We start from the raw sequence: 22,388 nt of genomic DNA, 5'->3' as shown, positions 1-22,388 counted from the left end.
AAGTCGCTAAAACAGCGCCCCGTAGCACAACTTTTTATGCCCTTTGAGCAGGCTGATGTCATAACCGTCCAGCAGCCAGTTGATCTGCTGGGCCGTCAGCGCCATCACCCCGCCATCCCCCGTTTGCGGCCAATGGAACTTCTCTTCCGCCAGGGCTTTGTAATACAGCACAAAGCCATTGTCTTCCCAATACAGGCATTTGATTTTCGTGCGCTGGCGGTTGGTGAAGGCGTACAGCGCCCCGGCAAACGGGTCGTGGCCCAATTCCTGCGCCACGATCGCCGCCAGCCCCTGGGCGGCCTTGCGGAAATCAATGGGCGGGCGGTAAAGGTAAATGTCCGGCATCTCCCCGGCGGGGCGGAAATAACGGGCCATTACAACTGCCCCAGCAACCGGCGCAGCAAGGCCACATTGCCGGGGTGGATATTCCTGATCACCAGGCCATTCGGCAGGGACAGCTCCAGGCCATCGCCCGTCCGGGCGTCTGTCCCCGGCTGCGCCGGGCGGACAGTCACGAAACCGGAAGGCTCTGGCAATACCGGGCGTTTGCCATCCCCGGGCGGCTTGCCCGCCGTACCGCATAATTTGCGCCGCCAGTAGACAAAGCCGTGGTAACTCAACTGTTCCTGTTCACAATACTGGACTCCGGAAAGGCCGGAGGACTGGAAGCGTTGGAGCTGGGCTTGCCAGTACGCCAGACGCCCATCTTGACCTGGATTCATCGTGTTCTCCCATGCAATCTGTTGCTGATGGGCTGAGTGTCCGGGATTACGTGGGGCGCTGAAAGGAGGGGGATTTAGAAGCGCTTACCGTCGAATTGCTCCAGAGCATCAATGATCAGGCGATGGTGCGGGAGTTGATAATCAGGCATGGCGCACGGTTCCGAACGCTGGAGCGAAAATGCCCTGCCCGATGGAGCGGGTTAAATCCTTAATCAACCTGAGTTTTGCTTAAGCGGGGCAGGCTTCCGTCCCCATGGTATGTTTGAGATAACCACACCACCAAACAGCCAAAGGAACGGAAGCCATGGAAGACAGCTTACTGGAATTATTCTGCGACATAGACGATTTTTGCCAGCAGTTCGTGCCGGAGTGGAACCGCCGCCAACTGGCCAGCGGTGAACGCCAGCGCCAGCGTACACAGCAGCTGGCGCTAAGTGAAATCATGACGATCCTGGTGTATTTCCACCGCTCCAGCTACCGCTGTTTCAAGCATTACTACCTGTACCAGCGGGACAAGCTGCATTCGGCCTTCCCGGAACTGGTCAGCTACTCCCGGTTTGTTTACCTGACACCGACCGCCTTGATCCCGTTGTGTGTTTACCTGATGGGGCGGCGTGGCGAGCAAACCGGGATCAGTTTTGTGGACGCCACTTCCATTGCGGTATGCCACAACCGCCGTATCCACAGCCACAAAGTGTTCAAAAAGGTGGCGAAACGCGGCAAAACCTCAACGGGCTGGTTTTACGGTTTCAAACTGCATCTGGTCATCAACGACCGGGGGGAGTTGTTGGCTTTCCAGATAACACCCGCCAATACCGATGACCGCGCGCCCGTCCCCAAACTGGCGCGCGGACTGGTGGGCAAACTGTTCGGTGACAAGGGCTACATTTCCAAAAAGTTGTTTGAAACCCTGATGGAACAAGGTTTGCAACTGATCACACGGGTACGCAAAAACATGAAGAACCAACTGCTGCCCCTGGAAGACAAGCTGCTATTGCGTAAGCGGGCGCTGATTGAGACAGTCAACGACCAACTGAAAAATATCTCACAGATTGAGCATACCCGGCATCGCAGCATCGCCAACTTCATGGTCAATCTGATTTGTGGCCTGATTGCCTATACGTGGCAACCCAAAAAGCCGTCCTTGAAATGGGCAATGGAAGAAGTCATGCTCACGGCATAAGGTTTATGCAAAACTCAGGTTAATCAGCTTTTGCTCTTCAACGCTCAGATTCTGTTCCTGAACGAATCCCCAACGCTCCTCATACACACGAAAAGCAAACTCGGGGTCAACCGTTTCACAATGGACATCCCACAGCAACCTGTCGAGTTCAGGGTAAAACTTGCGGTTGATAGTGGCTGGCATGGCGTGTTTCCTGCTTTATTTGTGCTTTCACAAAGATAGCAGAAAAGATTAGCTGGGGTAATTTTCTGGTTTCGTGGTCAAAACCCGTTTTGTTCCAAATCCTTGATCCGCACCACCATCGACCGGTTCGGGTCAAACGGCGCGTCTTCAAATCCCCAGTTCCGGTAAAACGCGCGGACACCATCATCCAGCGGATGCGTGATCATGCAGGCGCAGCCAATCTGTTCGCTGATCTGTACCGCAATCCTGAAAGCGAAGAACAGCAACGACTTTGCCAGCCTTTCCCCTGATAAGCCAGATCAACCATTTTGTTTACGCCAACAAAATGGTTGGATGCATTTCAGGCAAAAGTAGTTGTTGCAAAATTTGCAACAGTTAAAAAATAGCCAAAGACTATCGTTTTGTTGATGTCAACAAAACGATAACACATGAGATTTGCGCAGTAGACAGCCAACCTCCATAGAATCAGATCGGGAATGATGATATGGCTTCGGCGCGGCCTTCGAACAGTCTGGAACGGGCAGTAGCGGAAACATCCTTCCTCCCACTGTGATAGACGCGGCCAACCGGCTTGGGCGCTTCGCCCGAGGCAGGAGAACGCAGGGCAATGCCTTCTTCTTTCGCCAGTTGCTCAAGCAGTATCTGCACCAGCCGGAATTTGTCGGCATGGGGAAGCGAGGTGACTTCAGGCAGTAATTCTGTGATGGACATGGCAATACTTCCTTTTGAATTACTCCGATTCTATGCCAGCAATCAGTCAGTGACAAAGGTTGTGAAACGAACGGATTGTCTGTCTGGCTGAGGATCAAAACCCGCTTTCCTTCAAATCCCTGATCCGCACCATCATCGACCGGTTCGGGTCAAACGGCGTGTCTTCAAATCCCCAGTTCCGGTAAAACGCGCGGACACCATCATCCAGCGGATGCGTGATCATGCAGGCGCAGCCAATCTGTTCACTGATTTGCACCGCAGTCCTGAAAGCGAAGAACAGCAGCGACTTTGCCAGCCCTTGCCCCTGATACTCCAGATCAACCGCCAGTTGCCCAAGCAGGATGGCGGGAACGGCTTCGGGGCGATTGCGCTGCTGGGATTTGGGCAGGAATTCACGGCGGATTTCCACAGCCGTCAGGGAAACGAAACCAGCGACTTTACCTGACGCCATGTCACAAATGACGTTGGTACGGGAAATGCCAAACTGCTGGTTTCTCCATGCATGGCGCTGAAACCAGGTATTCAGAGAAAGCTTGCCGCAATCGAAATCATTACGCTCATCATCTTCCGCCAACGGGCGGGGTTTGCTTATTTTTCCCATACTGGGGTGCTGGCGGCCAGACGTTTCAGGGCGGGGATTTCCTTGGCAGGCTCATCCAGCCAGGCTTCAAACTGCTCCCACAAGGCGACGGGGATTTCGATGATACGCCGCTCCATGACCTCCAGTTCGGCGGACTCCACGGCTTTGCGGCGCACGAATTCGCTCAGGGTGGTGTGCGCCTGTTTTGCGGCTGCTTCAAGCAAGCTGCGCTCGGTTTCGTTGACGCGGACGCTGAGTATGGAAGTGGACATGGCATGATTCTCTTTGCAAACTTACGTCATACAATAGCATACGCTTGTTATCCTTGATGCGTCATTTCTTCGGCAGCTTCTTAACCGTTTTCTCAAAATCCTGATCAATGGGTTGAGGTTCAGCCAAACGCGCCTGACGGTATTTTTCATACTCCCGTTCCGCCTTTTGCAGCGCCTGTTGGTGGGAAATCTTTCCAGCGTGTTCCAGCAGTTCGCGTCCGGTCAGGCGCAGGAAGTCATCCAGTTTGCTTGACCAGTCGCGCATGTACATCGGGTTGCGGTTGAGCGCCTGCAATTCGGCGAATTCCAGATAGGCGGTGACGATGCGGTTGAGGAGGTCGAGTTCGTCCGGGGTCAGGTAGTTTTTGGCGATGGCGATTTCGGCCTTGCCGGGTTGTGTGCCGATCCAGTGGGTCATGCCCATGTTGGGCTGGGCGGCGTTGGCGCGGGCGTGGATGATTTCGGCGGCGGTGTGGCCGTGTGCCGCCCAGTGCATCCGGTTTTGCACGCTGGCGAAAAACTGCTGGGAAACTTCGGTTTTGGGGTCGTAATCCATGCTGGTGGCGTAAATGTCCAGCACCTTGCGCCAGAACACGCGCTCGGCGGAACGGATGTCGCGGATGCGGGCCAGCAATTCGTCGAAATAGTTGCCTCCGCCGCCACGTTTGAGGCGTTCGTCGTCCAATGCAAAACCCTTGACCAGATAGTCGCGCAGGCGCTGGGTCGCCCACATGCGGAACTGGGTTCCCCGGTGCGATTTGACCCGGTAGCCGACGGAGATGATCACGTCCAGGTTGAAGTGTTCCACCTGATAGGTTTTGCCGTCGGCGGCAGTTGTTGCAAAATTTGCAATAACTGAATCCCGCACCAGTTCGCCTTCCGCGAAGATGTTGCGGATGTGGCGGGAAATCACCGACTTGTCACGCTGGAACAGGTTGCTCATGTCGGTGAGGGATAGCCATACGGTTTCGTCTTGTAGGCGGACTTCGAGGCGGGTTTGGCCGTCGGGGGTTTGGTAGAGGAAGAAGTTTTGTGATTGGTTCATACCGATCCTTCCTTATTATTCATTAGCAATGCTCTATATGTGGATACTTTAGATACACACAGTAAATCTAGACCTTGACAGCCAATCACCTTTCCAACAATGAGCATTAATACTAAATTAGTATTTAGAGTTGAACTCATAATTAATTTTTGCATTGTGGCTATGTCAATATTTGATGCGGTAGGATTGTTTTCAGCATGAGTATGCCATTCGCCCAAGTATAATAAACCAGATTGTGATTGCTGATTAATTTCTTTCTGCGCTTGAATTGGATTGGAACGATAGCAATAGCGAGAGCGTATATCTCCCTTATATGGGCCTGTTGCGCAAACTACTCGAACAATATTATTTTCAATAATGCCAAATAGTTGTCCGCCTGCTTCCCTCATTAAGGGCAAAACCTGTCGATATTTGTAGACATGGGCAAGCATTTTTGGCTCAAGCATAATTGTTTGTTGCAATTCATTGATAACACCAAATATTCCTGCGAAGACTTGGGGACGATCTTTACCAAATGATAGCTTTAAGGCCATGAAGTTTCTCTCATCACAAAACTTTCAATATCTTTTTCTCTTGTAATACCGCCATTCGCTTCAATTATTTTAAGGCTCAATATGCGTTTCAGGGTCTTGTTTTCCCCGGCATTGCAAACGTGATGGATAGCGGTAAAGTTAGTCATTTCCGATAGCCAAGGAGAGGCTTTATGACCTCGCTCATCAGTATTTCCAGCCTGACCAGTGATGCCGCCTGTTTCGAGCAAGTCCGTTCCGTGCGTTGGCCTAATGGGGTGATTTGTCCGCACTGCGGTTCACAGGACACTATCCGTCGAGGCAAGGATGACACCCAGCAGGAACGCCAGCGTTACCAGTGTAAGGATTGCCAAAGCGTTTGATGACCTGACGGGAACGGTGTTTGAAGGCCACCACCAGCCGCTGAAGGTGTGGGTGTTGTGCCTGTACCTGATGTCGTTGAACCTGTCCAACCAACAAATCGCCCGCGAATTGGGGTTGAACAAGGATGATGTTCAGGCGATGACGGAACAGTTACGGCGTGGTGTCGAGAAAAAACGCCAGTAAACCTGTTTGGGAATGTTGAATTTGATGAGGTTTATGTCAAGGCTGGACACAAGGGAAACCCCGAAGCCGTCGCGGATGCTGGGCGTGAAGGTCGCCGCCGCGCCCTGAAAGGTGCGCCGGGGCGTGGGACACTGGAAAAGGACAAACCACCCATTTTCGGCATGATCCAGCGTTCCGGGGAGGTCGTGATCCGTATGCTGGCGAATGTGAAACAGACGACGATCAAGCCGTTGATTGTGGAAACGTGGCAGCAGGCACGCTGGTCTACACCGATGAGTACAACATTTACAGCCGATTGGAAGAATGGGGCTATGCCCACAAAACCGTCAACCATGGCGCAGGCGAATATGCCCGTGACGAAGATGGTGACGGTTTCCATGAAGTCCACGTCAATACGATGGAAGGTTTTGGTCACTGTTACGCTCATGGTTACGACCTCATCGGGGGATCTCACAAGAAAAGCTACCGTGTTACCTTGCATTCTTCGAGTCTCTTCACAACATCAGGAAACGGGGGCAAGCTGCCTTACAGTCCTTGCTTTCGCTGCTGTTGGGATAAGACCCTGAAACGCATATTGAGCCTATTTTAATATCTCCTTGCCAACTACGATGACAAGATTCTGGAATTTTATCGTCAAATACATCAAGAACAAGCTTTGCTGCGAGCATGATTGTTGGTTGCAAGTCGACAAAACCATGAGGTTGAAACAAATTTCCACATCCGGCTTCAACGATTAATTGATTACTTCCTTCCGGCCAATCTGAAACCCGAAAAGCTGGTTTTTCAAACTCATCAAAACCAGAAAGTAGTGAATCTTTTCCATATAGAAGAATTGCATGTCCTACAATAGCAAATGCTTCTACCCATGTGCACAAATGAGCAGGAGGCATAGATAAGTTGCGCCTCCAAGCATCAATATTTGCATCTCCGTCAAAATCTATCCCTGCACTAATGATTAAATCAACATCCTCAATAGTCTCAAGTTCTTTAAAAGAAAGATTCTCGAATCGTTTTTGATAAAATTTTACATTTTTAATATGGGGAAAGTCTTCTTGTAACATTTTCGCTGTCGCAAGAGATTTATTCTTTCCAATATAACGCATACCTAATGCATGGCGTGAAATATTTGCAGATTTTAAATAGTCTTCATCAATAAGAATAAAGTTTCCAATCCCTGATTGTGCCAGCAATCTTACTAACATTGAGCCTAATGACCCACAGCCAACGACGGCAATTTTTTTGTTATGCGTTTTAGGAAAATCATCATCTTGATCTCGTCCATGAATCCATGCTCCGTCTACACGTGTTACGGTACAGCGTTGTACGGGATTTTCACTAAATGATTGTACAATATATTCTAAGGGAACTTGATTAATATGACGAAATCCTCGAAGCAACTCTTTTTTTTGCTTGCCTTTAAGCAAGACTCCAACGACTACGGAGCCACTAGATGTTCTTGCTTCAAAAAAAACTGGACATTTATGATTGGCAATAAGCATTTTACGTAAATTATTACTGGGTACATGCTTTAATACGTCTACTCCAATACTAGGATACTCATTGGGCACCCAAGGGGTATATAGTACCGATAGCCAAGAAGTTAATATATCTTGATTTTTTAGGGAGATACCTCTATTATCTAACCAAATTTTAAGCTCTTCCTCGTTGTCAGCAATAATCATTTGATTGTTAGATTTATCATTAAAGTATAAGATAGGTCGCGATTTGCCTTTTATTTTAATTAAGCTAAAAACTTTAGGGCATACTGTTCCAGAATTAGAACAACGGCTCCAGTAAGAAGAAAACTCACGACCAAACTCTTGACGGCACTCCGATTCATCATAACTTAAAAGTTCATCAGTCCATGCCAAGTGTTGTAATATACGCTGACCTGGGTCACTCACCAAACGGGTGGCTTTTAAACAAAGTAACCCATTCATGTCTATGTGGGGCCAAATATAACCACCTGTAAGCTGAGGAGTAATAATAAAAGGCTGAGAGTTTGGGTATTTTTCATCAATCAATAGATGGACGTAAGAAATAGTTGTTGTGAATATTTTTCTATTTGGAATGCCAATTCTCCAGCCAGCATGGATAGTATTTATTTTCAACGAGTCTAACGCACTAGTAGATAATCTTGCCCAATCTAAATTCTTTTGATTGAGCAAGGCTTCTTCAATAGCTAAGACCTCGGGTTTAGTGAAATAAATACTCAACCAAACCTCCCGCCTCCATCATTACGACGGGCTGTTTCTTGAGATGTTATAACAAAAGCTGAATTTTCTTTATCCTTTTTATCGGGTTGATTTGTGAAAAAACTTGTATCAAAAACCTCATCCCACACTGCACGTGCTTTCTGTCTATCGCAATCATGATTGTCTAGTCCCTCTAATGCCTTAAGAGCATCTGCAAGGCAATCGTCAAAAAACTTGAGTTCATCATCATCTTTTTCAGCAAGATTACTATCTAATACCGGATGTTTAATTTCTGTGGAAGTTTCAAGCTTTTCATGGATTGCTTTCCATGTTTGACGAAGGGACTTATCATCTCGGTTCTCAACGGAAACAAAGTGATCTACTACTAGTCTTGTAATACATATTCCGCTAGTTGTTTTGTCTTTCCAATCTGTGCGTCTTGAAAATTTCTTTGTAAGTTTAGTTATTCTACGCATCTGGCTTCCATCAGATTCACCAGCATTTAACTCTCCAACTAAACCATTGTACCAACGAGTAACAGCTCGTGCATCGGATTCTACCCATTCATCACCGCTAGCAAGTTCATAGTATTCAATATTATTACCATCTTTATCTTCTCTAATCATAATTCGATAAACCGGAACATCAATATGATAGCCTTCTGGGTATTCTTGGCGTACACAATTACGCTTAACAACAGCTTCTTGTTTTAGTCGGCCATCCCACTTTAAGGCATCACGAACTCGTTCACGAGCGGCAAGCGGTGTCAATGGTTTTCCATTACTGTCAACTAAATCTATTTTCTTGAAATAAGAACCATCATCAATATCATATTCCTTATTCTCATCTTGTACCATTGTTCTCATTTGATACGAACCTTGAGAAACAATTTCTTTTGGATGGGGATGGCTATTTTGATCAAGTCCATTATTGAGGCGTGTACGGCCAGCATCTCGCCTCCTCCTCATATTACCTTGTTGTTTCTGTGATAAAGTTACTTCGTCACGATGAAACGTGGTCATTTCAGAGTTACAATCTATATCACTCATAAATTTACCCCTTGTTCTTAAGGTGAAGGCATGTTCAATGCCATATTACTAAGTGCGTTATGAAAAGATTCCATTTTCTGCTCACTGCGCATTAAAGCCCATGCATAATCAACATCAGAAATTGCTTGTCTTGAAAGAGCATTCAATACTTTGAGGCGAGCATCATCCATGTTTACCAACAAGTCACGCAATTCATTAGAAGGACATTGAGCAGGTAAACGGTATGCAAAACTACCATTGTTACGTAGTTCGGCAATCTTACTTGTTAAGTAATCATATCCTACGGCTTGTGCATTTAGACTAGCAGATATTGCGTTGAGTCCAACTTTCCAACCTAACGCTCCACGATGCAGTTTCGAGCCATGAACCTCTTCTCCCCCTTGTGATGGAAGTGTTCCAAGCATAAATAAATGAATTGGCCGAAAATCCTCGTTTCTATCTTGCAGGATTTCAATTGCTTCTACCATTCCTATCAAGCCTGGGTTATTTGCCCATAACCCCCCATCTATATATACAGCATAGGTTTCGGGTGTGCTTGCTTCTTTAATATGTGCCATTGAACGTAAGGCTCAATATGCGTTTCAGGGTCTTATCCCAACAGCAGCGAAAGCAAGGACTGTAAGGCAGCTTGCCCCCGTTTCCTGATGTTGTGAAGAGACTCGAAGAATGCAAGGTAACACGGTAGCTTTTCTTGTGAGATCCCCCGATGAGGTCGTAACCATGAGCGTAACAGTGACCAAAAACCTTCCATCGTATTGACGTGGACTTCATGGAAACCGTCACCATCTTCGTCACGGGCATATTCGCCTGCGCCATGGTTGACGGTTTTGTGGGCATAGCCCCATTCTTCCAATCGGCTGTAAATGTTGTACTCATCGGTGTAGACCAGCGTGCCTGCTGCCACCGTTTCCACAATCAACGGCTTGATCGTCGTCTGTTTCACATTCGCCAGCATACGGATCACGACCTCCCCGGAACGCTGGATCATGCCGAAAATGGGTGGTTTGTCCTTTTCCAGTGTCCCACGCCCCGGCGCACCTTTCAGGGCGCGGCGGCGACCTTCACGCCCAGCATCCGCGACGGCTTCGGGGTTTCCCTTGTGTCCAGCCTTGACATAAACCTCATCAAATTCAACATTCCCAAACAGGTTTACTGGCGTTTTTTTTCTCGACACCACGCCGTAACTGTTCCGTCATCGCCTGAACATCATCCTTGTTCAACCCCAATTCGCGGGCGATTTGTTGGTTGGACAGTTTCAACGACATCAGGTACAGGCACAACACCCACACCTTCAGCGGCTGGTGGTGGCCTTCAAACACCGTTCCCGTCAGGTCATCAAAACGCTTTTGGCAATCCTTACACTGGTAACGCTGGCGTTCCTGCTGGGTGTCATCCTTGCCTCGACGGATAGTGTCCTGTGAACCGCAGTGCGGACAAATCACCCCATTAGGCCAACGCACGGAACGGACTTGCTCGAAACAGGCGGCATCACTGGTCAGGCTGGAAATACTGATGAGCGAGGTCATAAAGCCTCTCCTTGGCTATCGGAAATGACTAACTTTACCGCTATCCATCACGTTTGCAATGCCGGGGAAAACAAGACCCTGAAACGCATATTGAGCCGAACGTAAAATCGGTGCTGCACTTGTAGCCATACAAACATCAACTAAAGATCGATTATTATCACGACCGTTAAGACGTGTCAGGTGATGCGTTTTAAAAACCACAGATGCATGACGATTTAGGTCGATCGTGGGAATAGCCAGTGCAATGCCTCGGCTTGCATAGACGGATCCCATTGTTCTATCACTAAGAGTTTCAGTAAGAACTTCTCTTAATGCTTGATCACCTTTTCGTAATCCTAACCCCATCATCTTAGTAACTATGCCAACGACGGGCAGTGCCCTCATTGTTTGATAAGGGAATATTTTTTTGCCATGTTCTAGATACAATTTAGTTACCTTTTGGAGTGGTATGCCTGCCGCTAATGCGCAAGCTACAATACCTCCGGTACTTGTTCCTACAACCAAATCGAAAGCTTTTCCAATATCAATATCTGATTGATTATCTCTAAGAATACGTTTTGCGAATGTGCTTAAAAAAGTGGTTTGATAGACACCTCTCATTCCTCCTCCATCAAGGCAAAGAACTCGAAATGGCTTGGAATTTTCTGTCATATTCTCACGCCCTGAGTTTTATTCGATTCACAGTATCCCAATGCAAGGATTGCGTTTGTGACCCCATACAACGCCAACACATCCCGCACCCACAACCGACACCCTTTCTCCTTCACGCTATGATCCGCCGAGCAATCCACCTGCCATTGCCGCAACACATACCCCGCCATCGCCGCCCGCAGTTTCAGATGCAGCACGCCATCGACCATGCCGTAGTCGCGTTCGGTGATGTCGGGATGCTCACGGTCAGGGTGCGGCACGATGTCGAGTTCGACAATGCGGTTCCACTGGATGTCCTGCGCGGGCAGCTCATGCTTGGCGGGGCTGCTGTCGAGCAGTTCGGTGGATTCCATGCGCGTGAACACAAAATCGCGGAATTCGCCGGATTTGCGGTCAAACGCCCGCACATGCCAGCGCATACCGTCATTCGCCAGCGAAAACGGCACGATTTCCCGCTCTGACAGGCCGCTGGTATGCGAGAAATAGCGAAGCCTGACCGCTTTCTGCTGATGAATCGCCCGCGTGACCGGCGCAAGAATCTCCACCGCAGGCCGGTTCAGCACCAGCGGCAATTCGCACGGCAGCAACGCATCCTCCATCTGGCTGAGACCATCGCCAAACCCGCGCGACAACATCATCAGCACCCGCTCGACATTGTGCGCAAACGCAGGCCGGAAGCCGGAACCCAGCACATACGTCTTGCTGCTGCCATCCAGGTTGAGGTTGTCGGGGAAAAGCTCGCGGTACTGCGCGAAATCACGGGTCGCGGCGGCGGGCGCAATGCCGAAACGATCCATCAAATCCTGCCTGCGCACATCGCCAAGGAAATACAGGCGGAACTCGATGTAGGCAAGCCGTTCGCGCTGGGGCAGGCTCAGGGAGGAGAGGGGGTCAGAACTGGTTTCAGGAATATCGGGTTGTTTCATGGAGCATATTGTGCTCATTTGCAACCCTATATGCAACAAGAAAAGCTACCTAATATGATCAAATTGATCATGATAAGCAAGGCGGCAAGTATCTTACTAAATGTCCTGTATCCAGCCCTTTTGCCGCAATGCATTCAGGGCGATGCCAATCTGACGTGGCGTAAACTGCTTCTTGCGTTCATTCCAGGCATGAACATAGCTGACCACCGCATCCTGTGTATGCACACCCTCATGCCTGACAGCCCAATGCACCGTAGCCAGCAACTCAAGCCCAAACGGCGATTCAAAACCTTCCACCAAGGCCGCCACCTTGTCGAAACGCTGCTGCGTATCCCGATATTGATGCAGGTAGGTTTGGGCATCTTCCGCCGCACCCGGAACGAGCGAAAGCTGTTTCTCAGGTATATCGCCGCCATCAGCATAGCCGGAAATCAGATGGCCCTCAATCTGATTCAAAACATGGCTCAGGTTTTCGGCATAAGGCCCGTAATGCGCTTTCTTGTAACGCAAACGCAGCGGCTCACCCGCCTCCTGCATGAAATACATGAGTTTGTGGACTTCCAGCAGCGTTACAAACGGATCCAGCAAGCCATCAAGGTAACGCCGCATCAAGCCAACCAGCGCGGCGCGCCCCGGCGTCATTTTGGGAACTTCACGATTACGCACCATGGCTTTGATTACGGCGGTATTGCATCGCCTGCTGACTTAAGGTTTCCAGATCAGCATTTTCCCAGAGCTTGCGTTGCCACTGGGTATAATCGAATGGCTCACGCAACATCAGGCTGATAAAACGCTCAGCCTGCACCTCGCCCAATGCCGCAATCAGCGCCTCAATGCCGCGCAAACGGATTTCGCTATCTGTGATGGCTGTCATCATTCAGGCTCCTTGACAAAATCCACAGGGTTAAGACAAACCAGCTCAGAAACAGTTTGCAGCTTTTTCAATAGCTTGTCATCTGTGCTTAGAAAACAATCCGTACTAGCTGTAGCCTCTGCTCCTACTTCTCCTCCAACTCCACCGCAATCGCCCCGCACGGACATTCCTCCGCACACAGCCCACACCCCTTGCAGTAGTCGTAGTTAAACTCAAACCGCTTGCCCGCCCCCAGCTTGATCACCGCGCTATCCGGGCACACGCCGTAGCAGGTGTCGCACTCGAAGCAGTTCCCGCACGACAGACAGCGCCGCGCCTCGAACAGCGCATTGCTTTCGTCCAGCCCGCCGACCACCTCATCAAACGTGGACTGGCGGCGGATGATGTCGAGCGTCGGGCGCACGGTCTTTTCCGCATCGGCGTAATACCAGGTGTTGAGGCGCTCGAAGGTGGCCAATTCATGCTTGGCCGCAGGCTGGTAACGCTCGCCGCGCAGCCAGGCGTCGATCGCGCGCGCGGCCTTCTTGCCATGCCCGACCGCCACGGTCACGGTGCGGTCACTGCCCGCCACCATGTCGCCCCCGGCAAACACGCCATCATGGCTGGTCATCATCACCGCGTCGGTCTGCACGCTGTCCCACTGGGTTTCCAGGTTGGGGATGCGTTCCAGCAGGGTCTGTTCCACGTTCTGCCCCAGCGCCAGCACCACCGAATCGGCGGGCAGGGTCTCGAATTCGCCGGTCGGCTGCGGGAAACCTTTCTCGTCCAGCGCCATTTTCTCAATCGTGATGCTGCCTTCCCCGGCCTCGGTGATGGTGGAAAGCCACTTCAGCTTCACCCCTTCCTCCAGCGCTTCCTTGACCTCGAAATCGTGCGCGGGCATTTTTTCGCGGGTGCGGCGGTAGACGATGATGGATTCCTCCGCCCCCAGCCGTTTGGCGGTGCGCGCCACGTCGATCGCGGTGTTGCCGCCGCCGTAAATCACTACCTTGCGTCCCAGCAGCGGCGGATGGTCTTCCACCTCATGCAGCACGCTGAGCGCATCGGTGATGTGGCTGGCGTCGCCCGCCGGGATATAGGCGCGTTTGGCCAGCCCTGCGCCGATGCCGAGGAACACGGCGTCGAAACCTTCCGCGTCTTTCAGCGCCAGCACATCATCCACGTGGGTGTCGAGGCGCAGTTCCACGCCCATGTCGGTGATGCGTTTGACTTCGGCGTCCAGCACCCGGCGCGGTAAACGGTAGCGCGGGATGCCATAACGCATCATGCCGCCCGCCGCCGCTTCCGCCTCAACGATGGTCACGCCATGCCCCAAGCGGCGCAGGTGGTAGGCGGCGGACAATCCCGCCGGGCCGGAACCGACCACCAGTACGCGCTTACCGCTTTCGGGCGCAGGCTTGGCGAACGCCCAGCCCTGTTTCAGCGCTTCGTCGCCGAGGAAACGTTCCACCGCGTTGATGCCGACCGCTTCGTCCAGCTTGCCACGGTTGCACGCGCCCTCGCAGGGGTGGTAGCACACCCGTCCCATAATCGCGGGCAGCGGGTTGTTTTCGGTCAGGCTACGCCAGGCCGCCTCGTAGTTGCCGGATTCGGCGTGGAACAGCCAGTTCTGGATGTTTTCCCCCGCCGGACAGGTGGCGTTGCAGGGCGGCAAACGGTCGACGTAGACCGGGCGCTTGGTGCGCCACGAGCCGGTGTGGTTGGCCAAACTGGTGTTGCGGTCGAGCGTGATGGCGAACGGTTTTTCGATCTGCGTACTCATGCGGCTGCCCCCCTATCTTCCAGCAGTTTGAAACGGCGGATATTTCGGTTGGCAATGGCCTGCAATTGCGCAATGACCTCAACCTGTTTGGGCACACGGAACAAATGGGCGAAACGTTTTTGCAGCGCCAGATAATCCTCCACCGGCACCTGTTTGCGGATGGCGCGATGCCCGGTGATTTCGCCGTGTTCCGCCTCAAACACCGGGAACAGGCCGGACTCAATCGCCAGCCGCGCCAGCTTGATGGTGTGCGCCGGGTTCGCCCCCCAGCCCAGCGGGCAAGGCACATGGATGTGGATGTAACGCGCCCCGTGGAACGACATCGCCCTGGTCACTTTCGCCTCCAGATCGCGCAGATCGGCCACCGAAGCGGTCGCCACGTAAGGGATTTCATGCGCCATCGCAATCAACGGCACACTCTTGCCCTTGCCGAACACGTTGCCGTTGGGATGCTGCCCGACCGGCATGGTGGTGGCGGTGCGCGCGGCGGGCGGGGTGGCGGAGGAACGTTGCACCCCAGTGTTCATGTAGGCTTCGTTGTCATAGCAGATGTACAGCACGTCATCGTTGCGCTCGAACATACCCGACAGGCAGCCGAAACCGATGTCGGTGGTGCCGCCGTCGCCGCCCTGCGCCAGCACGCGGGTTTTCATGCCCTTGACCCGCTGCGCCGCCGCCACGCCGGTGGCGACCGCCGCCGTGTTGCCGAACAGCGAATGTATCCACGGCAACTGCCAGGATGATTCCGGGTACGGAGTGGAAAAGACTTCCAGACAGCCAGTGGCGTTGCAGGCAATCAGGTCGTTGCCCGCCGCGCGCATCGCCGCGTCCACCGCAAAACGTGCGCCCAGCGCCTCACCGCAGCCCTGACAGGCGCGATGCCCGGAATTGAGCGCGTTGGTGCGCTGCATTCCCGCCTGCACGCTGCGTTCGGACTCAGACAGCAAACGGTTGCCGACGGTAAAGGTGTCGGTCTGGTAAAACTTGATGGTGGTTTTTTCCATGGTGCTTTCCCCCTAGCGAATCTGGCTGGCGACAGTGCCGACACTGTGCAGGATGTTTTCCGCTGTCGGCCCGGAACGGCGTCCGGCTTCCATGCGGGCGATTTCTTCGTGCACCACGTCGTGCTTGAGGTCGAGGAATTCCAATCGTTCCAGATGGCCTTCGTCGGCGCGGTGGAACAGCTTGCGCAGGGAATCGCGGGTGATCGGCCTGCCGCCGAGACCGGCAACCACGGTATGCACCGGCTTGTGCAGCCCGGCCACCGCCATCTGCACGTCGGTGGCAACGATGCCGCCAATGCCGATCGCCAGCGCTTTTTCCACCACCACGATGCGTTTGGCGTGTTCCAGCGCCTTGCGCACTGCCTTGTGCGGGAACGGGCGGTAGGTGCTGATCACCAGCGCGCCGATCGACATGCCGGTTTCGCGCAATTCATCCACCACGTCCTTGATGGTGCCATTGACCGAGCCGAGCGCCACCACCACGGTATCAGCGTCTTCGCTGCGGTAGGGCTTGATCAGGCCGCCGGAATCGCGCCCGAACTGCTGCTGGAATTCTTCCGCCAGTTCCGGGATCACCCCCAGCGCCTGCATCTGTTTGTAATGGGCGAGGTAGCGCACTTCGGTGAAGGCTTCCGGCCCGACCATCGCGCCGATGGTGACGGGGTGGATCGGGTCGAGGATCTGGCGCGGCTCGAACGGTGGCAGGAAAGCGTCCACCTGCGCCTGTTCGGGGATGTCGACGCGCTCGTAGGCGTGGGTGAGGATGAAACCGTCCACGCACACCATCACCGGCACGGAAAGTTCTTCCGCCAGCTTGAACGCCTGGATATGCAGGTCAACCGCTTCCTGGTTGGTTTCGGCGTAGAGCTGAATCCAGCCCGAGTCACGCATCGACAGGCTGTCCTGCTGGTCGTTCCAGATATTGATCGGTGCGCCGATCGCGCGGTTGCCAATGGTCATGACGATGGGCAGGCCGAGGCCGGAGGCGTTGTAGACCGCTTCGGCCATGAACAGCAGCCCCTGGCTTGCGGTCGCGGTGTAGGAACGCGCCCCCGCAGCGCTGGAGCCAATCGCCACCGACAGGGCGGCGAATTCGGATTCGACATTGATGTATTCACAGGGGTTGATCTGCCCTGAGTCCACCATTCGCCCCAGTGCTTCGACAATGTGGGTTTGCGGGGTGATGGGGTAGGCGCAAATCACTTCCGGGCGGCACAGGCCGACCGCTTCGGCGACGGCCTGCGAGCCTTCGATCTGTTTCAGCATGTCAGTTTCCTCCCTGCACCAGAGCGAATGCGGCTCTGGCGGCGGCGATGTTGGCGTCGGCTATTTTGCCGCTGAATTTTTCGCGGATGGCGGCTTCCAGCGATTCCATTTTGATCAGGCCGGTGAGCGCGGCGAAACCGCCGAGCAGGGCGGCGTTGGGAACCGGGCGGCCTACGTGCTTGAGGGCGAGTTCGGTGGCGGGGATGACGCGGATTTTTTCCTGCGGGTGACTGGTGGTGAAATCACCCAAACCGAGATCGGCCAACGTGTGGCTGGAATTGATCAGGATGTAGCCTTTTTCCTGCAAACCCTCGAACAGGTTGACCTGATGCAGCAAGCCGGGGTCTTGAATGATCAGCGCGTCAGGGTTGAGGACAGGTTCGCGCAGACGGATTTCCTTGTCGTCGATGCGGCAGAAAGCCATGACCGGCGCGCCCATGCGTTCGGAGCCGAAACTGGGGAAGGCTTGTGAGTGCTTGCCTTCCGTGAAGGCGGCGATGGATAACATTTCGGCAGCGCTGACAACGCCCTGCCCGCCGCGACCGTGGATGCGTATCTGGAACATGCGTACTCCCTGTAGTGGTAGATGTTTGTACTTTTTGTAATGCTGTGACACGGTAGCCATTTTCGGTGAGTCTAGGAAGCGATGCCACGACATACGTCAAGGTAGGCAGCATTCCAAACGCTGCGAGGGGCATTTCGCAGCTTTTAAGCCTCATGCTAAGATCGTTGCCCTGCATTGATTTTGTTTAGGAGCTTACCATGCCCGTTTACCGTTCCCGCACCTCGACCGCAGGCCGCAACATGGCTGGCGCACGTTCCCTGTGGCGTGCCACCGGCATGAAGGATGAGGATTTCCAGAAACCCATCATCGCCATCGCCAACTCGTTTACCCAGTTCGTGCCCGGCCACGTGCACCTGAAAGACCTGGGGCAGCTGGTGGCGCGCGAAATCGAAGCGGCTGGGGGCGTGGCCAAGGAATTCAACACTATCGCGGTGGATGACGGCATCGCCATGGGGCACGGCGGGATGCTGTATTCCCTGCCTTCACGCGAGCTGATTGCGGACGCGGTGGAATACATGGTCAACGCGCATTGCGCCGACGCGCTGGTGTGCATTTCCAACTGCGACAAGATCACACCGGGGATGCTGAACGCGGCGCTGCGCCTGAACATTCCGACCATTTTTGTCTCCGGTGGGCCGATGGAATCCGGCAAGGCGGTGATTCAGGGCAAGGTGGTGCATCTGGATCTGGTGGATGCAATGGTGTCTGCCGCCAACCCCAAGGAAAGTGATGAAGATGTGGCGACCATGGAACGTTCCGCTTGCCCGACCTGCGGTTCCTGTTCCGGCATGTTTACCGCCAACTCGATGAACTGCCTGACCGAAGCGCTGGGGCTGAGCCTGCCGGGGAATGGTTCCACGCTGGCGACCCATGCCGACCGCAAGCGTTTGTTCCTGGAAGCGGGGCGCATGATCGTGGGGCTGGCGAAACGTTACTATGAGCAGGATGACGCTTCCGTGTTGCCGCGTTCCATCGCCAGCTTTGCCGCGTTTGAAAACGCCATGTGTCTGGACATCGCCATGGGCGGCTCCACTAACACCATCCTGCACCTGCTGGCGGCGGCGCAGGAAGCGGGCGTGGATTTCACTATGAACGACATTGACCGTTTGAGCCGCAAGGTGCCGCAGTTGTGCAAGGTTGCGCCATCCACCCAGAAATACCACATGGAAGACGTGCACCGTGCGGGCGGCGTGATGGCGATTCTGGGCGAACTTGACCGTGCCGGTCTGCTCAACCGCGAAGTTGGCACCGTACACGCCACCAACATGGCGGAAGCGCTGTCGTTGTGGGATGTGCGCCTGACTACCGACGAAAAGCGCCTGAATTTCTTCCGCGCCGCACCCGGCAACGTACCGACGCAAGTGGCTTTCAGCCAGAACAAGCGCTGGGATGCGCTGGATATTGACCGTGAAAACGGCTGTATCCGCGACCTCAAGCACGCTTACAGCACCGAAGGCGGTCTTGCCGTACTATTCGGCAACATCGCACTGGATGGCTGCGTGGTGAAAACAGCGGGCGTGGACGAAAGTATCCTCAAATTCTCCGGCCCCGCGCGCATTTTCGAGTCACAGGACGCGGCGGTGGAAGGCATCCTCGGCGACCAGATTCAGGCAGGCGACATCGTGCTGATCCGCTACGAAGGCCCGCGCGGCGGCCCCGGTATGCAGGAAATGCTCTACCCGACCTCCTACATCAAATCCAAGGGCTTGGGCAAAGCCTGTGCGCTGATCACTGACGGACGTTTCTCCGGCGGCACCTCCGGCCTCTCCATCGGCCATGTTTCCCCGGAAGCGGCGGAAGGCGGCGCAATCGGTCTGGTGGAAGAAGGCGACATGATCGACATCGACATTCCGAACCGTACCATCAACGTGCGTGTCAGCGATGCAGAGCTAGCTGCACGCAGGGAAGCGATGGATGCAAAAGGCAGCGCCGCCTGGAAGCCGGTCAACCGTGATCGGGTGGTGAGTGCGGCGTTGAAAGCTTACGCGGCCATGACCACTTCCGCCTCACGCGGCGCGGTGCGTGATGTAACGCAGCTGGAAAAGTAAGTCATGCGCTTCACCATCCCCGGCCAGCCTGAACTCGACATCAGGCACGTCGTATTCGACTACAACGGCACGATTGCGGTGGATGGCGCATTGATCCCTGGTGTTGCAGCGCAGATCAACCGGTTTGCGCCGCAACTCACCTTCCACGTCATTACAGCTGATACCTACGGCACGGTGGAACGCGCCCTGCAAGGTGTGGCTTGCACCGTGCACGTCATTACCGGCAACCGGCAGGACGCCAGCAAGCTGCAATACGTCGGGCAACTCGGCAAGGAAAACGTGTTGGCAGTCGGCAACGGCAACAACGACAAGCTGATGCTGCAAGCGGCGGCGCTGGGTATTGCGCTGATTCAGGATGAAGGCGCATCCGCCCACGCACTGATGGCAGCGGATGTAGTCTGTAAATCAGTACTGGATGTGTTCGAGTATTTCGCCACACCCAACCGGCTAGTGGCGACCTTACGTAACTGAACGGGCGGCTGAAACTGGCTACAGCCTTATAAACTGCCGTACTTTTTGGCAAATACGATGGATGTCTCACCGCTGCGATTGTAAAACTTCAGGGTAGCGCCCTCCTGTTGCACACTGCCTGCCCGTTGCAAAGTGCGTAGATAACCGCCTTCCCAATCGCCCACATTGATGGTGGGAGCACCCACCACGGTGGACAAAACCTGGCAGCCTTGCTGGCCTTTTTCCGAACCTGTAATCATGAAACCGGTATGGCCAACCCGTTTGAAACGGGTTGTGTAGTCGTTGCAACCCGCAAATCCGCTCATGGCATCTTCGCCAACTGTCATGTTGATTTCCAGGTTTACTGGAACTTCATTGCCATAAATCGACAGCAAGCGCCATTCCGTCCCCAGCAGCGAAGACCCTCCACTGTTCAGTGGGCAAGCACCAACAGGCAAGGGCTGATCCTCTGCCGCGATGGCAGGCTTGCAAAACAACGCCAGACTGATGGAGGTTGCTGCCAACAGCAAGACCTGCTTGCGCCATACAACGTTTGTGGAAGGTGCGAAAAAAGTTTGTTTGTAATCCATGGATACTCCCTGGGTCATGATGGTCAAGCTTAGCCACAGACAGGCACGGCAGCGCGGCTGACCCAGTGATCAGCTTCCAGCATCAGGTTGGACAGCTCCAACGATACCCTGAGCATGTCGGCCATGGCCTGATAGCTGCCTACGTAATCCCCTTCCGCCTGGCGGAGCAGGGCTTCGTTACTGGTAACGTGAAAGCGCCGGTGGCGGTCAAGCAGTGCCCTGGCCAGGCAGTCACCTTGCGGGGCGCAGCGTTCCACCAGCCGCCAGCCCTCACCGTACAACCACAGCCCCAGTCGGCATTCGGCATGGCTGATGCCCTGCACATCATCTTCGCCTCTCAGGGTATTCCTTACCCGTTCCAGATAATGAAGATGATCGCTCAGGCGATGGATGAAAACGGCATTACCGGTTGTCATATCTGTCATTCCTTTGTCAGTATGTTAGTAATCACTGTTGGGCTGCTCATGGGCGCGTAATCTGCAACCACAAATGCTCGCCCGTGTTTTCCTGCGCCAGTACCCTGATTTGCTCACCTGCAAATGAATAGGGGTTATGCTTCACACAGTATCCTCTGTACATTGTGAGAATTGTTATTGCTTATATTCGGAAAATACTTGGCCTGCCCGGAAGTGTTAAGGCTAGGCCAAACCCGTCAGGTTTTATGCAGCCATGGCTGCCTGCTGGACTTTTTCCTGCAAAATGGCACGCCCCTGGCCAAGCAGGCGGTCAATTTCGATGTGGATGAAACGCCCCATAATCGCCTGGTTAAGACCTGACGCACGGTGGATAGCTTCCTGCTGGGTCATGATGTAGCTTTCCACGATCAGGCTGCACACCGTGGCTTGCAACTTCTGGAACACCTGGATGACATCCAGCGCTTCATTGGCAGGCAATTCTTCCAGCAAACCTTTCTGAATGAAGTTGATCATCCACGACCACATCCCCAACATCGCCGGGTTGGGGATCTTGTGCTTGACGTGGACAATACCGACCAGCGCCTGCCAGGCCCAGTAATGTTCATCAAAATGCCCGGTGGTTGTTACCTGATACCACTGGCGCAAGGTATTTTCGCGCATCGGGCGTTCCTTGGGATCCAGATGCTGGCGGGTAGCCGGATCGCTGTAAACCAGGTCGTAAAACCCACGGATCACGGTATCTTCATGTTTTTTGAAAAACCCCTGGTAACGCCGCACCAGTTCGCCATCGCTGGCAGTCGGAATCAATATTGCCGGAACCTGTTGCAGGATGTGGTTGGTCATGCTAGTTAAGTCCATCTTTTTTCTCCTGTTTTGTTGTTGCCCGCAGCCGGGTTAATGGATCATGGAAAACGTGTGATCATGTTGGTTAATAAAGTTACAGACGGATTGCAGGAACTGCGGGTGGCCAAGATCAGCTGGCACTTGCAAGCCCAGCACCAGCTCATCACCCATGCGCGCGATCACGTAAGCCGATGGCCCAATACAGATGATCATGCCCTTGGGGCTGTCTTCATCCATGAAGTCGGCCAAACGCTGGGCAGCGCTATACAGCAAGGCGGAAAGGGCAGACAGCTTGTCTTCGTCATGCCCGGTGTCATTGCGGTGTAGCGCCAGCCCATCTACCGTCAGCAATTGCATACTCTCGATAGCGGGTACGCTGTGCCTCAACTGGTGGGTAACATGTTGTACATGTTCGAGATTTATCATCTGGATATGCCCTCTGTTGTGATGT

The 22,388-nt window shown here is 53.5% G+C and carries 28 protein-coding genes and 2 pseudogenes; 4 read left to right on the top strand and 26 right to left on the bottom strand.

Annotated elements, in window-relative coordinates; genetic code table 11:
* Positions 1-6: 6 nt before the first annotated feature.
* On the bottom strand, positions 7-375 hold the full coding sequence (tnpB, locus tag THINI_RS25715; RefSeq protein WP_002706841.1) for an IS66 family insertion sequence element accessory protein TnpB: 369 nt from the start codon (positions 373-375) through the stop codon (positions 7-9).
* Positions 375-722: an IS66 family insertion sequence element accessory protein TnpA gene (gene tnpA, locus THINI_RS25710; protein ID WP_002706643.1), complete on the bottom strand. Its 348-nt coding sequence runs from the start codon at positions 720-722 to the stop codon at positions 375-377. Before tnpA ends, tnpB begins: the two co-directional genes overlap by 1 nt.
* Positions 723-1,026: 304 nt before the next feature.
* On the opposite strand from tnpA, the gene THINI_RS12255 reads away from it, so the two are divergent.
* On the top strand, positions 1,027-1,905 hold the full coding sequence (locus THINI_RS12255; RefSeq protein WP_002708892.1) for an IS982 family transposase: 879 nt from the start codon (positions 1,027-1,029) through the stop codon (positions 1,903-1,905).
* A 3-nt stretch (positions 1,906-1,908) separates the two neighbouring features.
* Here the strand turns inward: THINI_RS12255 and THINI_RS12250 are convergent, their stop codons facing one another.
* The 8 genes from THINI_RS12250 to THINI_RS25245 all read right to left on the bottom strand — a co-directional run bounded on the left by THINI_RS12250 (position 1,909) and on the right by THINI_RS25245 (position 5,375).
* The gene (locus THINI_RS12250; protein ID WP_002708891.1) at positions 1,909-2,088 is read right to left on the bottom strand and encodes a hypothetical protein; all 180 of its coding nucleotides are present in this window, start codon (positions 2,086-2,088) and stop codon (positions 1,909-1,911) included.
* A 77-nt stretch (positions 2,089-2,165) separates the two neighbouring features.
* Entirely contained in the window at positions 2,166-2,354 is a 189-nt protein-coding gene (locus THINI_RS12245; RefSeq protein WP_050988046.1) for a hypothetical protein, read from the bottom strand.
* Between the two features lie 199 nt (positions 2,355-2,553).
* Positions 2,554-2,799 carry a hypothetical protein gene (locus tag THINI_RS12240; RefSeq protein ID WP_002708890.1) on the bottom strand — a complete coding sequence of 82 codons (246 nt, stop codon included), beginning with the start codon at positions 2,797-2,799 and terminating at the stop codon, positions 2,554-2,556.
* Positions 2,800-2,893: 94 nt separating this feature from the next.
* Positions 2,894-3,400: a GNAT family N-acetyltransferase gene (locus THINI_RS12235; protein WP_002708889.1), complete on the bottom strand. Its 507-nt coding sequence runs from the start codon at positions 3,398-3,400 to the stop codon at positions 2,894-2,896.
* Positions 3,388-3,651 carry a type II toxin-antitoxin system TacA family antitoxin gene (locus THINI_RS12230; RefSeq protein WP_002708888.1) on the bottom strand — a complete coding sequence of 88 codons (264 nt, stop codon included), beginning with the start codon at positions 3,649-3,651 and terminating at the stop codon, positions 3,388-3,390. Before THINI_RS12230 ends, THINI_RS12235 begins: the two co-directional genes overlap by 13 nt.
* A 61-nt stretch (positions 3,652-3,712) precedes the next feature.
* Positions 3,713-4,696, bottom strand: a complete 984-nt coding sequence (locus THINI_RS12225; protein ID WP_002708887.1) for a virulence RhuM family protein — start codon at positions 4,694-4,696, stop codon at positions 3,713-3,715.
* On the bottom strand, positions 4,693-5,229 hold the full coding sequence (locus tag THINI_RS23455) for a Mov34/MPN/PAD-1 family protein (RefSeq protein WP_002708886.1): 537 nt from the start codon (positions 5,227-5,229) through the stop codon (positions 4,693-4,695). The genes THINI_RS12225 and THINI_RS23455 overlap by 4 nt, the downstream gene beginning before the upstream one ends.
* On the bottom strand, positions 5,220-5,375 hold the full coding sequence (locus THINI_RS25245) for a hypothetical protein (RefSeq protein WP_154724408.1): 156 nt from the start codon (positions 5,373-5,375) through the stop codon (positions 5,220-5,222). The genes THINI_RS23455 and THINI_RS25245 overlap by 10 nt, the downstream gene beginning before the upstream one ends.
* 24 nt (positions 5,376-5,399) lie before the next feature.
* Between THINI_RS25245 and THINI_RS27310 the strand changes: the two are divergent.
* Positions 5,400-6,330: pseudogene (locus THINI_RS27310) on the top strand (IS1595 family transposase).
* Here the strand turns inward: THINI_RS27310 and THINI_RS24345 are convergent.
* The 12 genes and pseudogenes from THINI_RS24345 to THINI_RS12160 all read right to left on the bottom strand — a co-directional run bounded on the left by THINI_RS24345 (position 6,267) and on the right by THINI_RS12160 (position 17,590).
* On the bottom strand, positions 6,267-7,988 hold the full coding sequence (locus THINI_RS24345; protein ID WP_002708885.1) for a ThiF family adenylyltransferase: 1,722 nt from the start codon (positions 7,986-7,988) through the stop codon (positions 6,267-6,269). The pseudogene THINI_RS27310 and the gene THINI_RS24345 sit on opposite strands and share 64 nt — an antisense overlap.
* Entirely contained in the window at positions 7,985-9,016 is a 1,032-nt protein-coding gene (locus THINI_RS12205; RefSeq protein ID WP_002708884.1) for a cyclic GMP-AMP synthase DncV-like nucleotidyltransferase, read from the bottom strand. The genes THINI_RS24345 and THINI_RS12205 overlap by 4 nt, the downstream gene beginning before the upstream one ends.
* A gap of 17 nt (positions 9,017-9,033) precedes the next feature.
* Positions 9,034-9,573: a patatin-like phospholipase domain-containing protein gene (locus THINI_RS25240; RefSeq protein WP_154724407.1), complete on the bottom strand. Its 540-nt coding sequence runs from the start codon at positions 9,571-9,573 to the stop codon at positions 9,034-9,036.
* A 32-nt stretch (positions 9,574-9,605) separates the two neighbouring features.
* Positions 9,606-10,542: pseudogene (locus tag THINI_RS27305) on the bottom strand (IS1595 family transposase).
* A gap of 15 nt (positions 10,543-10,557) precedes the next feature.
* Entirely contained in the window at positions 10,558-11,193 is a 636-nt protein-coding gene (locus THINI_RS24340) for a patatin-like phospholipase family protein (RefSeq protein ID WP_081485840.1), read from the bottom strand.
* Positions 11,190-12,119, bottom strand: coding sequence for a helix-turn-helix transcriptional regulator (locus THINI_RS12190; RefSeq protein ID WP_050988044.1), 930 nt, complete (start codon positions 12,117-12,119; stop codon positions 11,190-11,192). Before THINI_RS12190 ends, THINI_RS24340 begins: the two co-directional genes overlap by 4 nt.
* Before the next feature lie 96 nt (positions 12,120-12,215).
* Complete coding sequence (locus THINI_RS12185; protein ID WP_002708882.1) at positions 12,216-12,788, bottom strand: hypothetical protein; 573 nt, start codon at positions 12,786-12,788, stop codon at positions 12,216-12,218.
* Positions 12,778-12,996 carry a hypothetical protein gene (locus tag THINI_RS12180; protein ID WP_002708881.1) on the bottom strand — a complete coding sequence of 73 codons (219 nt, stop codon included), beginning with the start codon at positions 12,994-12,996 and terminating at the stop codon, positions 12,778-12,780. The genes THINI_RS12185 and THINI_RS12180 overlap by 11 nt, the downstream gene beginning before the upstream one ends.
* 121 nt (positions 12,997-13,117) lie before the next feature.
* Positions 13,118-14,755, bottom strand: coding sequence for an NAD(P)-binding protein (locus THINI_RS12175; protein ID WP_002708880.1), 1,638 nt, complete (start codon positions 14,753-14,755; stop codon positions 13,118-13,120).
* A complete protein-coding gene (locus THINI_RS12170) occupies positions 14,752-15,759 on the bottom strand; it encodes a thiamine pyrophosphate-dependent enzyme (protein ID WP_002708879.1) in 1,008 nt (335 codons plus the stop codon). Before THINI_RS12170 ends, THINI_RS12175 begins: the two co-directional genes overlap by 4 nt.
* A gap of 12 nt (positions 15,760-15,771) precedes the next feature.
* Entirely contained in the window at positions 15,772-17,025 is a 1,254-nt protein-coding gene (locus tag THINI_RS12165; protein ID WP_002708878.1) for a transketolase C-terminal domain-containing protein, read from the bottom strand.
* 1 nt (position 17,026) lies between these two features.
* A complete protein-coding gene (locus THINI_RS12160; RefSeq protein WP_002708877.1) occupies positions 17,027-17,590 on the bottom strand; it encodes a 2-oxoacid:acceptor oxidoreductase family protein in 564 nt (187 codons plus the stop codon).
* A gap of 197 nt (positions 17,591-17,787) precedes the next feature.
* Between THINI_RS12160 and ilvD the strand changes: the two genes are divergently transcribed.
* Together ilvD and THINI_RS12150 are read left to right on the top strand one after the other, a co-directional pair.
* The gene (gene ilvD / locus THINI_RS12155) at positions 17,788-19,638 is read left to right on the top strand and encodes a dihydroxy-acid dehydratase (protein ID WP_002708876.1); all 1,851 of its coding nucleotides are present in this window, start codon (positions 17,788-17,790) and stop codon (positions 19,636-19,638) included.
* A 3-nt stretch (positions 19,639-19,641) separates the two neighbouring features.
* Entirely contained in the window at positions 19,642-20,109 is a 468-nt protein-coding gene (locus THINI_RS12150) for an HAD family hydrolase (RefSeq protein ID WP_002708875.1), read from the top strand.
* Between the two features lie 26 nt (positions 20,110-20,135).
* On the opposite strand, the gene THINI_RS12145 is transcribed toward THINI_RS12150, so the two are convergent.
* From THINI_RS12145 to THINI_RS12130, 4 genes are all read right to left on the bottom strand, one after another.
* Complete coding sequence (locus tag THINI_RS12145) at positions 20,136-20,678, bottom strand: META domain-containing protein (RefSeq protein WP_002708874.1); 543 nt, start codon at positions 20,676-20,678, stop codon at positions 20,136-20,138.
* Positions 20,679-20,707: 29 nt separating this feature from the next.
* Positions 20,708-21,094 carry a CZB domain-containing protein gene (locus tag THINI_RS12140; protein ID WP_002708873.1) on the bottom strand — a complete coding sequence of 129 codons (387 nt, stop codon included), beginning with the start codon at positions 21,092-21,094 and terminating at the stop codon, positions 20,708-20,710.
* Positions 21,095-21,337: 243 nt separating this feature from the next.
* On the bottom strand, positions 21,338-21,952 hold the full coding sequence (locus tag THINI_RS12135; protein WP_002708872.1) for a protoglobin domain-containing protein: 615 nt from the start codon (positions 21,950-21,952) through the stop codon (positions 21,338-21,340).
* A gap of 36 nt (positions 21,953-21,988) precedes the next feature.
* Positions 21,989-22,363 (bottom strand): roadblock/LC7 domain-containing protein, encoded by a 375-nt coding sequence (locus THINI_RS12130; RefSeq protein ID WP_002708871.1) that lies wholly within the window; start codon positions 22,361-22,363, stop codon positions 21,989-21,991.
* Between the last annotated feature and the right edge of the window lie 25 nt (positions 22,364-22,388).

The organism is Thiothrix nivea DSM 5205 (genome assembly GCF_000260135.1).
GTDB classification, from domain to species: domain Bacteria; phylum Pseudomonadota; class Gammaproteobacteria; order Thiotrichales; family Thiotrichaceae; genus Thiothrix; species Thiothrix nivea.
Note: the sequence above shows the minus strand (reverse complement) of the source record. Positions and strands in the feature narration are given on the sequence as shown.